Origin of the sequence: Prosthecobacter debontii, from assembly GCF_900167535.1 — a bacterium.
Classification (GTDB): domain Bacteria; phylum Verrucomicrobiota; class Verrucomicrobiia; order Verrucomicrobiales; family Verrucomicrobiaceae; genus Prosthecobacter; species Prosthecobacter debontii.
The window spans coordinates 22,226-35,548 of sequence record NZ_FUYE01000023.1 but is presented as its reverse complement, the minus strand read 5'-3'; the positions used below and the strand labels follow the sequence as shown (position 1 = coordinate 35,548).

Here is a 13,323-nt window from a genome sequence, read left to right as displayed (position 1 = left end):
CCGCCGGGAGAAACCTTGAACCTCGAACACTTAGAGCGATTGAGCGAACTTCTCGAGCTCGTAGCACTCGATGACATCGCCTTCTTCGTAGTCGCTGAAACCTTGCAGCTTGATACCGCACTCGAGACCGTTGCGGACTTCAGGCACTTCGTCCTGGAAGCGGCGCAGGGTTTCGATGCTGCCATCGTAAACGGCCTGACCATCACGCAGCACACGAGCGCGCTGTTTGCGGTCGATCCGGCCATCGGTGACCAAGGAACCGCCGACATAACCACGGTTCACCTTGAAGACCTGCTTGACCTTGGCATGACCGAGCACTTTCTCGCGGGTCAGCGGGTCGAGGAGACCGGTCATGGCGTCCTTCACCTGATCCACGAGTTCGTAGATGATGGAGTAAAGCTTGATCTGCACGCCTTCACGCTTAGCCACACTGAGGGCCTTGTTTTCCACCTTGGTATTGAAACCGATGATGATGGCGTCAGAACCGGAGGCCAGAAGCACATCAGACTCCGTGATCGGACCCACATCGGAATGGAGGATCCTTTGGTTGATCTTGTCGCTGGTGATATCGCCCAGGCATTTGACGATGGCTTCCACGGAACCCTGCACGTCGGCTTTGAGCACGAGTTTGAGGGTCTTCTTGTTGCCTTCATCAATGCTATTGAAGAGAGATTCCAGAGTGGAGCGGCGGGTCACAGCCAGCTTCTTCTGGCGAGTTTCCTCCAGGCGCTCCTCGCTCAGTTTCTTCACCGAGCGTTCGCTGTCCATCACGACCACCTCGTCACCGACGTGGGGCATGTCGCTGAAACCGACGAGTTCCACCGGCATACCTGGACGCACTTCTTTGATAGGAGCGCCGCGATCATTGATAAGAGCCTTGGATTTACCCCAATGCGGACCGCAAATGAACGGCTGGCCCACTTTCAGAGTGCCCTGACGCACAATCACGGTGGCCACAGGCCCCTTGCCTTCCACCATGGAAGACTCAATGACTGTTGCGCGTGCCGGAGCTTTCGGGTCGGCTTTCAATTCAAGCACTTCGGCCTGGAGGGCCATGGTTTCCAGCAGGCTTTCGATGCCCTGGCCTGACTTGGCGGAAACCTCCATGCACTCGGTGTCGCCACCCCAATCCACCGGTGCAAGACCGATGTCCTGAAGCTGAGACTTCACCCGCATGATGTTGGCGGCCGGTAGATCGCACTTGTTGATGGCCACCATGATGGTCACATCAGCCGCCTTGGCGTGGTTGAGCGCCTCACGGGTCTGAGGCATAATGCCATCGTCTGCCGCCACCACGAGGATGACGATGTCTGTGACATTGGCACCACGGGCACGCATGCCAGAGAAAGCGGCGTGGCCAGGGGTATCGATGAAAGTGATCGGCTTACCATCATGGAAGACGCTGTAGGCACCGATGTGCTGCGTGATCCCCCCCGCTTCACCTGTCACCACATGCGTCTTGCGGATCGCATCCAGCAGAGAGGTCTTACCGTGGTCAACGTGACCCATGAAAGTAATGATCGGAGCACGCAGCTCAAGCTTATCTTCTTCGACCTCTTCCACCACTTGCGGTGCAGGCTCGACGATGACTTCCTCGACCTTGTGAACACCTGCACCTTTTTCGCGTTTTTCGCGCTCGAGGTGGAAGCCATGTTTTTCACAGACTTTTTCTGCGACATCGATCTCGATGGCCTTGTCAGCATTCGCCACGAAGACCTTCAGAGCGATCAAGTCCGCAATGACTTTGAAGGGACGCAGGCCCATCTTCTCCGCCAATTCCTTGACGATGATCGGCGGCTTCAGGTGAATGATTTTTTCACCCGCGTCATTGGTTTCAAATTCTGGAGCCGCAGATTCGGGCTTCGGAGCCGGGGCTGCCACCGGCATTGGCGCTGGTGGCGCAGGCATGGCTGCCACAGGCCCGGGCTCACGGATGGTCGAGATCGGCGGCAGTGAGGTGCTTTGGTCCGCCGGGCGGCGACGCACCTTGGGTTTTTCACCTTCCTCAAACAGGTTCAGCGCCTCACGCTTGTGGTCATCCAGCGTCTTCTTGGGGGCTTCAGCAGCCTTTGCTGGAGATGCCTTCGCTGGCACCGGAGCGGGCTTGGCACCGATGTGTGGCAGAGGTGCCATGTCACGGCGGGGAGTCCGGCTCTTGGGCTTGTCGTCTTCCTCAATCAAATCGAGCACTTTCTTTGCCCCGGGTTTCTTTTGGGCAGTGCTCTCCGCTTGTCCGCTCGCGTCAGCTGGGCTGTCGGGAGTGGTTTTGGCGGGTTTGGATGAGGAGGATCGGCTTGGCATGAGATACGTGAGTCTTGCGAACGGCGGGTCGGGCTGTCGGAGTGAAATTTGAAAAACTGGAGGATGCGTAGATCATAACCTACGCGTTGGGGATGTAAGCTGCAACGCGCTCGTAGACCTGTTCTGCGAGCTGGCGGTCACCGAGAGCGTCGGTAATGGAGTCGATGTCTTCTTGCTGAAGGGTTTCCACAGCCCCCAGACCAACCTGAGCCAGTCGGCGAGCGGTTTCGATATTAATACCAAGGGCGCGTTCCAAATCATGAGCCGCGGTATCAAGCTGGCCTTCGAAGACTTCGGCGGCATGCTCATCACGTTCAATGCTCAGTTCCATCCCGACGAGACGGGACGTCAACCGCGCATTCTGGCCACGACGACCAATCGCCTTGGATAGATCTTCTTCGCTCACCGTCAGGCGTGCGGCTTTGTGATCTGGAGAAACCTGAATGGAAAGCACCTTGATGGGCTTTAGAGCTTCGCGAATGAATTCGGCAGGGTCCGACTTCCAGCGGATGATGTCCACCTTCTCATTGTTCAACTCACGAACGATGTTTTTAACGCGAGCTCCACGCAGACCGACGCAGGCCCCCACGGGGTCCACCTTATCATCAGCGCTGTGCACAGCCACCTTCGTGCGATAACCCGCCTCGCGGGCGATGCTGGCGATCTCGACGGTGCGGTCACCGATTTCGCTGACTTCGAATTCGAAGAGACGACGGACGAAGTTCACGTGAGCACGGCTGAGCACGATCTCAGGGCCACGAGCCCCTTCACGTTCTACCGCCTTCACATAGAAGCGCATGCGATCACCCGGAGTATAGTCCTCTGTGGTGACGCGCTCTTTGGAAGGCATCACGCCCTCAAACTTGCCAAGGTCCACAATCACATCGGACTTATCAAAGCGGCGGATGGTGCCGTTGACGACATCACCGGTGCGATCCTTAAACTCGTCGTAAAGATTTTCCTTTTCGGCCATGCGCAGACGCTGGAGCATGGTCTGCTTGGCCGTCTGAGCCGCGATACGGCCCATGTTCTTGGGGGTCACCTCTAGATCGATCTCGTCGCCCAGCTCGGCGTCTTTTTTAATCAACCGGGCTTTCGCCAGCGGAAGTTCTTCCCAGGGATTGGAAACGGTTTCAACGGCCAGCAGCTTTGCCCAGGCCTTGATGGTGCCCTTGTCAGGATCAATATCAATGCGCAGCTCACGGGCTGGACCGATGCTCTTCTTCGAGGCCGCGAGAAGGGCTTGGGAAAGGGCTTCGACCATCTTATACCGGTCAATCCCCTTCTCTTTCTCGTAGTAATCGAATAGTGCTTTGAGTTCGCTGATCATAAAAATGGTAGCCCTACCAGACAAAAAAGAGCGGGGAAGACCCCACTCTTGCCAAAAAACAGTGCCTTGTTCCGGTAAAGGAATCGCAATTGTAAATCACCGAGACATTTCGGCAAGCCGAAATTCAGATAGACTTTTAGTCACTCAATTAGGGAAGAGCTATCGGGGTTTCTGGGATGCAGGGCACGGTATCCGCCTGAGCCCGCCACTTTCTTCGAGGCTCCATTTGGCACTGGTAGTCTCTGTGATAATGTCCCCACCTCATGGCCCTTCTCCGCGTCGAAAATCTGCAAGTTCACTTCCCCATCCGCAGCGGTTGGTTCGGGAAACGCGATGTGGTGAAAGCGGTGGACGGAGTCAGCTTCGAGGTCACTGAAGGTAAAACCTTGGGACTGGTCGGCGAAAGTGGCAGTGGAAAATCCACCGTTTCCCGGGCGCTCTTGAAGTTGATCCAGCCCACCGGCGGCAGCGCCTATTATAAAGATCAGGAAATTCTAGGCTTAAGCGAAGAAGCGTTCCGCCCTCTCCGGAAGGAGATGCAGATGATTTTCCAAGATCCCATCGGCTCTTTGAATCCGCGAATGACGATTGAATCCATTCTAGCGGAGCCGCTGACCATCCACTTTCCTAGCATGACCCGCAAACAGCGCCGGGATGTCTCAGCAGCGCTCCTGCACCGAGTCGGCCTACCTGTGGACTCGCTCCAGCGTTACCCGCATGAGTTCAGCGGCGGCCAACGGCAGCGTATCGGCATCGCCCGCGCTCTGGCCGTCCAGCCGAAGTTTCTTATCTGTGACGAGCCCGTCAGTGCTCTGGATGTCAGCGTCCAAGCCAGCGTCCTCAACCTCCTGAAGGATCTCCAGGCAGAATTTAAGCTCACTTATCTTTTCATCGCCCATGATCTGGCCGTTGTGCGGCACATGAGCGATGATATTATCGTCATGAATCGCGGCGAGGTCGTCGAAAGCGGCCCCGCTGACGAGGTCTGTGAGCGACCACAGCATGACTACACGCGCAAGCTGCTGGCCTCCATCCCCGCCTAACCTTTAGGCTCAGCCACTTTCGTCCATGACCCCTCTTTTCAAAAAGTTTCTCGGCATCAATTGGATCTTGATCCTGACGATGCTGGGCCTGCTCTCGTTCGGCATTTACGCCATCTACAATGCCTCCTACTTCCGGGATGATTCCGGCGTGCTAAGCCTGCACACCAAGTGGAAAGACCAGATGCGTTGGATTGGCCTCGGTCTCCCCTTCCTTTTCGTCACAGCTCTCATTGATTACAAGTGGGTCCGCTGGGCGTGCATTCCTCTCTATCTGGCCGGTTTGGGTGGATTGATCTACCTCCAGCTTTTCGGGGTCGAGGTGAAAGGAAACCTCGCGTGGGTGACCATTGCCGGCGTCAATGTGCAGCCGTCTCAGTTCGCCATCATGTCTGGCATCGTGATGCTGGCCGTTGTCTTCGGAGAGCTGCCGCGCATCTGGCCCGTCTTCCGGCGCCCGTGGTTGCGCTTGATGGTCGCCGGAGTGGTCGCAGGCATCCCGGCACTCATGGTGATCAAGGAGGACTTCGGCTCAGGTCTTGTCTGGGGCCCCGTCTTCCTCTCCATGATGTTGGTGGGTAGCATCCCTTTCCGCTACATGATCACCCTCATCCTCGGTGCCCTGTGTGTGATTCCGATCATGTATTTCTTTGTGCTGAAACCTTATCAGCAGGCCCGTATCGATACCACGTGGTATATGATCACCAACCAGTTGGATAAGGTGGATAAACGAGGCGACGGTTGGGTGCCGACTTTCGTTCAGATCGCCGTCGCATCCGCTGGTTTTGAGGGTAAAGGCCCCATGTCCGAGAAGGTGCCTGACCATGGCACCATCCACCGCCAGTTTTTCCCTGCGACCGAAGCCCACAGTGACTTCATTTTCGGCGTGATTTGTGAAGAGTTCGGCTTCCGGGGCGCTGTGCTACTGCTCACAGGCATCGCGCTGCTCTTGATCCAAGGAGTCTTTATGGCGTTTTATGCCCGAGACCAAGTGGGTAGGCTCTTGGTCGTGGGGGTGGTGGCCATGTTCTTTGCCCACACTTTCCAGAATGCCGGGATGAATCTGGGCATGCTGCCGGTGATCGGTTTGCCCCTGCCCTTCATCAGTTACGGGGGCACGTTCATGATCGTGACTTTGTTCCTGATGGGAATGATCCAGAGTGTCTGGGTGCATCGTAACATTTCTCCCGTCCGCAAAAAGACCGTCGGCGGCCGGGAACTGCGTGATGTCGATGATGACGATTGATTCGTCGCCAAGCCCCCAGCCCAGAATTCCTTTACCATGTCCATAGCTACCCGTCGCGGAGACCAGGGAGAGACCGATCTGCTTTTCGGCCACCGCACCAGCAAAGCCCACCCGCGCGTGCATGCTCTGGGAGCTGTGGATGAACTCAATGCGGCACTCGGCCCCCTGCGCATTTCAGCCCTCAAGGCCGAGACAAGGCAGGTCGTAGAAAAAGTCCAGCCCCTCCTCATCAGCCTCATGGGTGAGCTCGCCACACCCGTTGGCATGGAAGGGCGCTACGCAGCCACCCACTCCGCTTTCAGCAGCGACCATGTGGCTTGGTTGGATGAATGGGTCGCAAAACTCGAAGCTTCAGGTGCCTTGCAGTTTAAAGGTTGGGCCTTGCCAGGCGAGGCTGGCATCATGAGCGGCGCTTATGCCGATCTCGCCCGCACCGCCTGCCGCCGTGCCGAGAGATCGGTGGTGGACCTCGTTGGTAGCGATCAGGAAGTGGCCAATCCCGAAGTGGTGCGGTTTCTCAATCGCCTCGCCGATGTGCTTTGGCTCTTGGCACGCTGGGAAGAGAGACCTCCCCAGGACTTAGCTTAACTGACTCCGCTACAAACCAATCTTCTGGCCGATCCTCCAGAGATGTCCCTCTGTGCGGATGAGAAAATCATCTTCCACCACCGCATAGGAGGCCAGAGAACGCTCCGCGAGATCATTCTTGGCCAGAATGCGGAAGGTCTTGCCCGGCTGCACCACCACGCCCAGCCCCTTTTCATCCTGGAGATAGAGCCGACCATCGGCCGCTAGAATGGAGGCGCTGATGGGCCCTGTGCAGCGTTCTTGATAATGAATCTGCCCAGTTTTGGCATCGGCACAGGTCAGCACCCCGTTATCGGCGACGAAGTAGATTTCGTCCCCCACGACAACCATGCTGGGATTATGCGGCACCAGTTTCTCGATCTTCCACACCATGTGAGTATCCGTCACGTCCCCCTGCCCATCCGCCCGAATGGCTAGAGCGACAGGCTTGTTATAGCCGGTGCTGAGGTAGATCATTCCGTGGGCATACAGAGGCCGAGGCACCACCGAATAACCTTGATCGTAACGCGCCTTCCAGATCTCGTTGCCTGTCTGCGGATCCAGCGCATTGACCACCCCACTGCCTGCGCTGATCAACTGCCGCTGGCCGTTGACCTCGATCACGAGCGGTGTGCTGAAGGAGAACTTGTTCTTGGCATCACTCACCCGATCAAATTTCCAGCGCTGAGCCCCTGTGTTCTTATCCAGTGCGATCACCGCCGGATTGGCTTCTGCATCGGCGCTGTAGATGAAGAGATCCCCTTCAATCACCGGGCTACCCCCATTCCCGTGCACAGGCTTGTAGGCGAGAGATTGCGTCTTCCAGGCCACACTCCCATCCATGGCATTCAGACAAGCGCTGCCCTGATGTCCAAAGTGGACGTATATCTTCCCGTCATTGTAAACAGGGGTCGGGCTGGCGTGACTGTTCTTCTTATGAACGGATGGAGCATCTTTGCCCTGATGAAATATCTCCACATCCCAGATCACCTTCCCGTCCACCGTCTGTAAACAGAGCGCGCGCAGGCTGCGCTCGGCATCAGGTTTTTCGTCCCCACCCACAGGCACGGCCGTGGTGAGATAAATGCGATCTCCAATCACAACCGGCGAGGACCAGCCGATGCCCTGCAAGGGCACTTTCCACAGGATATTCTTCCGCACGGTCGGGCTCCACTCCACAGGCAACCCCGTGGCAGCCGACTGTCCCTGGTGGGTAGGCCCACGAAATTCGGGCCAATCTTCGGCAGAAGCCATACAGGGAAAAATCAGAGAGAGAAACAGCCAACGCATAAGAGAGAAGGTAAGGGACGAAACAATGACGTTAACCGCTGAGCAGTCCTATCTTCAAAACAGACTGTAAATGAAAGGAGCAATGACACTGCCCTTGGCAAAAACGAGCACCGCCCCTAGCAACAACAACAGCATCACCAGAGGCATCAGCCACCACTTCCCAGACTTTGCCACAAAAGTGAGGAATTGTTGAATGATCTGAAAGCGTTTCATGGTTTGGATCGGTGCAAGGTTAAAAGAGTTGTTCGTGATGCTTGGCGTCCCGGGGAGGTTTTTTTTCCCACAGACTGGTGCGTTCTTTTCCCTGCCGCATTTTCATGAACGACAGCCCGAAAATTCTTCCCAAAAGATGGGTGGGAATAACCACCAACGTAAATAAAAGGATCAAGACCACACGAGACATCACCCACCCCAGGCAGAGGGATAGAAACATCCAACCCAGATAGGGCATGCGCAGGGATTGCGGTCGGACGATCGTGAGGCCGAGCAAAATAAAGGCAGCAGCACCGCAAGCCCAGATCACCCCGGTGAAGTGACCGTGCTTCCACCACGATAAAAAAGCCACCCCAAGTGTGACCGCAGACATCAGCCCGCCGAAGCGCTTCATGGCCGAGGCGCTGTGATCGACTGCCTTGAGTTCTTCGAGTATGACATTGCCCCGCGCCATGATCAGTCGAGTTGAAATTCATCCCTCCAGTTTTCGGTTTCCTCCCAGGGGGGCTGCTCTTCTTTGAAAAGGAGGAAGGGCCCGATCACCAGGACATCCATGTCCGTCCGCATGAAGCAAGTGTAAGCCTGCGCTGGCGACTCCACCACCGGCTCTCCTCGCAGATTGAATGAGGTATTGACCAGCAGAGGGCAGCCGGTCTCTTTTTCAAACTGAGTGATCAATGCATGAAAGACAGGGTGAGTCTGATCATCCACACTCTGAATCCGAGCTGAACCATCCACATGCGTCACGGCAGCGATGGTGGAGCGAGGGATCTTCAACTTACTCAGCCCCGAGTGATTATGGTCCAAATCTGCATCCACTGGCAAACGGTGAGATTCAGCCACCGGAGCCACTAACAACATGTAAGGGCTTGGCCTGTCCAGATCAAACCACTCGGCCTCCCGACCTGCCAAGATGGCCGGAGCAAAGGGACGGAACCCCTCTCGGAACTTGATCTTCAGATTCAGTCGGCTTTGCATATCCGGCTGGCGTGGATCGGCTAAAATGGAGCGAGCCCCCAAGGCACGTGGCCCATACTCCATCCGGCCTTGAAACCATCCCACGATTTTAGCCTGCTTCAAACACTGGGTGGTGCGCTGAGTCAGTTCATCGATAGAGCCGCAGGAGTGAAACGAGGCGTTGAAACCATTGAGCGTCGCTTTGATTTCCGCTTCATTATATTCGCTGCCGAGATAAGTCCCCTGCTGCCAATCTTGGCCGACCGTGATTTGCCGGGGTTGATCCAGGTAATGATGGTGCACGGCCAAAGCAGCGCCTAGTGCTCCGCCTGCATCCCCAGCCGCAGGCTGGATGTAGATGTCTTTAAAAATCCCCTCTCTCAAGAGCTTACCATTCGCCACGCAGTTCAGAGCCACTCCACCCGCTAAGCAGAGGTATTTTTCCCCGGTTTCCTTTTTCACATGCCTCGCCATTCGCAGGATGATTTCTTCTGTTACCACCTGAATCGAGCATGCGATGTCCATCTCTCGTTGCGTCAGAGCCGACTCAGGTTCTCTCGGTGGCCCGCCCATGAGATCGTTCATTTTGGCACTCGTCATTCGCAGGCCTGCCGCATAATCGAAGTAGGCCAAATTCATCGCAAACGAACCATCGGCCTTGAGGTCGATCACATGCTCCAAGATGGTTTGGACGTAACGAGGCTCTCCATACGGGGCTAACCCCATCAGCTTATACTCCCCCGAGTTCACCTTAAAACCAGCGAAATAAGTGAAGGCCGAATACAATAAACCCAGAGAATGCGGAAAGCGCATTTCATGGAGGATCTTCACCCGATTGTCACTGCCCACCCCGAAAGAAGCCGTCGCCCACTCTCCGACTCCATCCAGCGTGAGCACCGCCGCACGCTCAAATGGAGAAGGGAAAAAGGCGGATGCCGCATGCGACTCGTGATGCTCCGCAAACAGGACCTGTTTGTCCCATCCCAGTTCTTTGGCAATCACTTGCGGTAACCACAGCTTCTCTCCCAGCCACGTCGGCATGGCCATCATGAAGGCTTTCAGGCCCCGGGGAGCAAACGCCAAATGGGTCTCCAAAATGCGCTCGAACTTCAGGAACGGCTTCTCATAGTAAGCCACGTAGTCCACTTGATCGATCGAGAGTCCCGCATGCTTCAGGCAAAACTCGACCGCATGATGTGGGAAACGATCATCGTGTTTCTTCCGGCTAAAGCGTTCTTCCTGAGCAGCCGCGAGCACCTGCCCGTCTTCGAGGAGGCAAGCCGCCGAGTCATGGTAGTAAGCAGACAAACCTAGAACTCGTTTCCGGCTAACCATTGATTTAAACGCAGTCGATTGCGTCTTGAACTTTCCATATAAGCATCCAAAATCCCCCCATCAACCTAAAAGCACGATAGGTGAGGCCTGACACTATGTTTGATTTGACTGGCATCGTCCGTTCATTTTCATCCCGTCAGGTCACAGGCTGGAGCGGGCGGCGTGTTCTGATTATTCATGCCATCTTGATGGCTGGTTGTGGTTTCGCATTGCTAGCTATTCTGCGGCCCAGTGCTCAATCCATCCCATTTTGGCTCGGTTGCAGCATCGTGATGACAGCGCTACTGGAAGGCGTGCTAGCGGTCAGACTGCCCCATGGCCCAATCCTGTCAAATCTCCGCCTGATCGCGGGTAACTGCCTGATGTTCGCCGTCATGTTAGGTGCCGCCGAGATCGCCTTCCGCATCATCGGTTTCGACTTCAATCAAACCACTGACTCTCGCGCCGAATACCCTCCCTGCTTTCGCATGGCTGAGCAACCTTTGGGCGATGTTTACTTCCAGAGAGGAGGGCCGTTCACCTGGACTGGCAAGCCCCTCCAATCCTTGCTCCGGCTCAAGCATGGCCTCGATAATGCCTATGCTGAAGAAGCGGCCATCACCCTGAGTTATGATCGGGATGGGTTCCGCAATCCACCTGATCTCAATGACTGGAATATCGTCGTCGCAGGCGACTCGTTTGTCGAATCCGGTTCCTTACCTTTCGATCAGATTTTCACCAGTCAGGCCGCTCGTCTTTTAGGCAAACCCATCCGTAACCTCGGTGTTTGTGAAACAGGACTGCTCTCCCACAGCGAATTTCTGAATCGCTTCGGTAAAAGTGTTTCCACACGCCACGCCGTTCTATCGTTTTATGACGGCAATGATGTGCGCGATACGGAACACGAAATGGAAGATCTGAGGCGGTATCAAACGACTGGGCAACGCCCATCAAGAGAGTCTCCGCCACAGAGTTCCCTCGCAATGGCCGCCTATCAGCTTGCCAAGGCCTATTGGTCACCTTCCCCAGGCCAGCAGTATCAGGACGCTTGGCTCGTTGCGGCCGGAAAAGAACACCCCATCACGCTCAGACCTAGCCCGACCCCGCTAGATCCCGAAAAAATGACGCCACAACAAAAAGCGGCATTGGAAAGTGCGATCGCCAAATGGGCTGCAACCGCAGAGCGGTTGGGACTTAGGCCTTGGTTACTCTACATCCCCGCTAACAATCGCACGTATCACGGATTGATCAGATTTTCGTCTCGCACCGATCCCTCAGCACGGGTTTGGCAACCGGGAACTTTACCCGAGTTTGTCCAGGCACTCTGTCAAAAACACGGTGTCAGTTTCATCAATACCTATCCGACTCTCCGAGAGGCCGCAGAAAAGGGTACGCTCGTTTATAACCCCATTTTAGACACGCATCTGAACCAGGAAGGCTCTCGCCGCATCGGCGAACTTTTGGCCAGCCAACTTTCACAAGCACCACCCCTCGCCTCGAGAAAACCGCGTTCATGAGTTTGCTGCCAAAAATCGTGCAAGGATCAGCCATGCATGTGGTTGAGCAAGCGATTCGTTTGACTTGCGCATTATGGCTGACCCCCCGGATGCTCAACTATCTGGGAGAAACGAATTACGGACTGTGGGGACTGCTGACCTCGATCTTCACCCAATTCGTATTGTTAGATCTAGGGTTATGCACCTCGATGCCACGTTTCCTTTCACGTGCCATCGGTCAAGGCAATACCGAGGAGCTATGTCGCAGTGCTAGCACAGGCACAGCGGGCATGTTCATCATCGGTGTTTTAGCCCAAATCGCCGGCGTCGTCACCTGGTTCGGTCTGCCATGGTTTCTCAAGGAATCACATGAACTCGGTGAAGCCCGGAACGTCGTTATCGCCCTCATGGTCACGTCATTGACATTCTGGTTGGGCCGACCGCTGATGCTACACCTGCAAAGCCAGCTCCGGCGTGATCTTATAGCCCTCGCCTCCATCATGAGGTTGCTGATTACCACCCCCTCGGTTGCATGGGCTTTGTCAAATGGCCGTGGCATCGAGACCGTAGCCTGGATTCATGCCCTAGGGGCGCTCGGTGAATTGATCCTGTTCTTCTTTTTTGATCGGGCTTTTTTTCGTCTTGTTCGTTGGCCCTGGGTCAATCGGGCGAAAGCGCGTGAATTGCTCGTCTTTGCACGGTGGAGCTATGTGCTGACCACCTCGGAGCGCATCCGCAGCGGGTTCAGTGGGGCGGATCTTTTCATCGTCGCCGCCTTTCTCGGCAGCGCGATGTCTGGCATCTATTCGTTAGGCCAAAGATTGGCTTACATTTTCTATGAGGTAGCCTATGCCATCGTCGGCGCACAGCTCTTATCCACCTTCAGCCAACTCGATGGGGCCGGTGATCGAGAAAGGTTAAAACAGAGTTTTGTCGCAGCTTCACGCATTTCAGCACAGTTAGCAGTGATCGGGGGAGGTATCCTTTGGGCCACGGGCCCCGCCTTTCTAAAACGATGGGTGCCAGCTCAAGCCGAGGAAGCAACTCCCGTCCTTCTGTATTTGATCATCCCACATATTCTATGTGCCACCCAGATTCCCTCTCGTCATCTGTTGATTAGCCTCGCTCGGCATCGTCCCTTGGCTCTCACTTGCCTCGCCGGTATCCTTTTAAATCTACTGCTCACCGTTCTCTGGGTGCAAAATTTCGGCATGGTGGGCGCAGCTATTGCCACCTTCGTTGAAATGACCCTTCTCTACGGCATCGCTATCCCGTGGCTGGTGATCACGCAGACCGAGTTCCCCCGCCGTCTGGTGGTGTGGGAAAGTCTTTGGAAACCGCTGCTCAAAAGCTCTCTTTTACTCAGTCCGGCTATTTTATCGACTCATTTGTGGCTGGGAGCAGCCATGGCCACTTACACGGAGATCGCCTCGGCCATCGTGTTATTGGCCGTCGTGTTCTTCACCTTCCTCGCTCTCGGTCTGCTGGGTAAAGAGGAGAAACGTTGGTTTTTGACAGGCTATGAGATCCTTTTCAAAAGGCCGCGGCCTGCCGTCAATGCATAAGGCC

General features: G+C 55.6%; 11 protein-coding genes. 5 read left to right on the top strand and 6 right to left on the bottom strand.

Annotation, left to right across the window (positions count from 1 at the left end):
• Positions 1-30 precede the first annotated feature (30 nt).
• On the bottom strand, positions 31-2,301 hold the full coding sequence (infB, locus tag B5D61_RS23150) for a translation initiation factor IF-2 (protein ID WP_078815820.1): 2,271 nt from the start codon (positions 2,299-2,301) through the stop codon (positions 31-33).
• Between the two features lie 79 nt (positions 2,302-2,380).
• The gene (nusA, locus tag B5D61_RS23145) at positions 2,381-3,631 is read right to left on the bottom strand and encodes a transcription termination factor NusA (protein ID WP_078815819.1); all 1,251 of its coding nucleotides are present in this window, start codon (positions 3,629-3,631) and stop codon (positions 2,381-2,383) included.
• 263 nt (positions 3,632-3,894) lie between these two features.
• Between nusA and B5D61_RS23140 the strand changes: the two genes are divergently transcribed.
• Genes B5D61_RS23140 through B5D61_RS23130 form a run of 3 tightly spaced genes read left to right on the top strand, consistent with a single transcriptional unit; the run spans position 3,895 to position 6,505 of the window.
• Positions 3,895-4,674, top strand: a complete 780-nt coding sequence (locus B5D61_RS23140) for an ABC transporter ATP-binding protein (protein WP_078815818.1) — start codon at positions 3,895-3,897, stop codon at positions 4,672-4,674.
• Positions 4,675-4,699: 25 nt separating this feature from the next.
• Entirely contained in the window at positions 4,700-5,917 is a 1,218-nt protein-coding gene (locus B5D61_RS23135) for an FtsW/RodA/SpoVE family cell cycle protein (protein ID WP_078815817.1), read from the top strand.
• Positions 5,918-5,953: 36 nt separating this feature from the next.
• Positions 5,954-6,505 (top strand): cob(I)yrinic acid a,c-diamide adenosyltransferase, encoded by a 552-nt coding sequence (locus B5D61_RS23130; RefSeq protein ID WP_078815816.1) that lies wholly within the window; start codon positions 5,954-5,956, stop codon positions 6,503-6,505.
• Positions 6,506-6,514: 9 nt separating this feature from the next.
• Here B5D61_RS23130 and B5D61_RS23125 read toward each other — a convergent pair whose 3' ends face one another.
• From B5D61_RS23125 to B5D61_RS23115, 4 genes are all read right to left on the bottom strand, one after another.
• Positions 6,515-7,738 carry an outer membrane protein assembly factor BamB family protein gene (locus B5D61_RS23125; protein WP_078815839.1) on the bottom strand — a complete coding sequence of 408 codons (1,224 nt, stop codon included), beginning with the start codon at positions 7,736-7,738 and terminating at the stop codon, positions 6,515-6,517.
• 90 nt (positions 7,739-7,828) lie between these two features.
• A complete protein-coding gene (locus B5D61_RS26495) occupies positions 7,829-7,987 on the bottom strand; it encodes a DUF5989 family protein (RefSeq protein ID WP_176159631.1) in 159 nt (52 codons plus the stop codon).
• Between the two features lie 19 nt (positions 7,988-8,006).
• Positions 8,007-8,441 carry an SxtJ family membrane protein gene (locus B5D61_RS23120; protein ID WP_078815815.1) on the bottom strand — a complete coding sequence of 145 codons (435 nt, stop codon included), beginning with the start codon at positions 8,439-8,441 and terminating at the stop codon, positions 8,007-8,009.
• Between the two features lie 2 nt (positions 8,442-8,443).
• Positions 8,444-10,279 (bottom strand): carbamoyltransferase family protein, encoded by a 1,836-nt coding sequence (locus tag B5D61_RS23115; protein ID WP_078815814.1) that lies wholly within the window; start codon positions 10,277-10,279, stop codon positions 8,444-8,446.
• A 95-nt stretch (positions 10,280-10,374) separates the two neighbouring features.
• Between B5D61_RS23115 and B5D61_RS23110 the strand changes: the two genes are divergently transcribed.
• Both B5D61_RS23110 and B5D61_RS23105 read left to right on the top strand, forming a co-directional pair.
• Positions 10,375-11,775 (top strand): hypothetical protein, encoded by a 1,401-nt coding sequence (locus tag B5D61_RS23110; protein WP_078815813.1) that lies wholly within the window; start codon positions 10,375-10,377, stop codon positions 11,773-11,775.
• On the top strand, positions 11,772-13,319 hold the full coding sequence (locus B5D61_RS23105) for a lipopolysaccharide biosynthesis protein (RefSeq protein WP_078815812.1): 1,548 nt from the start codon (positions 11,772-11,774) through the stop codon (positions 13,317-13,319). Before B5D61_RS23110 ends, B5D61_RS23105 begins: the two co-directional genes overlap by 4 nt.
• Positions 13,320-13,323: the final 4 nt, after the last annotated feature.

Excerpts from the sequence above, each read along its gene's own strand:
- infB (WP_078815820.1), bottom strand. The coding sequence starts at position 2,301 with ATGCCAAGCCGATCCTCCTCATCCAAACCCGCCAAAACCACTCCCGAC.
- B5D61_RS23105 (WP_078815812.1), top strand. The coding sequence starts at position 11,772 with ATGAGTTTGCTGCCAAAAATCGTGCAAGGATCAGCCATGCATGTGGTT.
- B5D61_RS23135 (WP_078815817.1), top strand. The coding sequence starts at position 4,700 with ATGACCCCTCTTTTCAAAAAGTTTCTCGGCATCAATTGGATCTTGATC.
- B5D61_RS23120 (WP_078815815.1), bottom strand. The coding sequence starts at position 8,441 with ATGGCGCGGGGCAATGTCATACTCGAAGAACTCAAGGCAGTCGATCAC.
- B5D61_RS23110 (WP_078815813.1), top strand. The coding sequence starts at position 10,375 with ATGTTTGATTTGACTGGCATCGTCCGTTCATTTTCATCCCGTCAGGTC.
- B5D61_RS26495 (WP_176159631.1), bottom strand. The coding sequence starts at position 7,987 with ATGAAACGCTTTCAGATCATTCAACAATTCCTCACTTTTGTGGCAAAG.
- B5D61_RS23125 (WP_078815839.1), bottom strand. The coding sequence starts at position 7,738 with ATGGCTTCTGCCGAAGATTGGCCCGAATTTCGTGGGCCTACCCACCAG.
- B5D61_RS23140 (WP_078815818.1), top strand. The coding sequence starts at position 3,895 with ATGGCCCTTCTCCGCGTCGAAAATCTGCAAGTTCACTTCCCCATCCGC.
- nusA (WP_078815819.1), bottom strand. The coding sequence starts at position 3,631 with ATGATCAGCGAACTCAAAGCACTATTCGATTACTACGAGAAAGAGAAG.
- B5D61_RS23130 (WP_078815816.1), top strand. The coding sequence starts at position 5,954 with ATGTCCATAGCTACCCGTCGCGGAGACCAGGGAGAGACCGATCTGCTT.
- B5D61_RS23115 (WP_078815814.1), bottom strand. The coding sequence starts at position 10,279 with ATGGTTAGCCGGAAACGAGTTCTAGGTTTGTCTGCTTACTACCATGAC.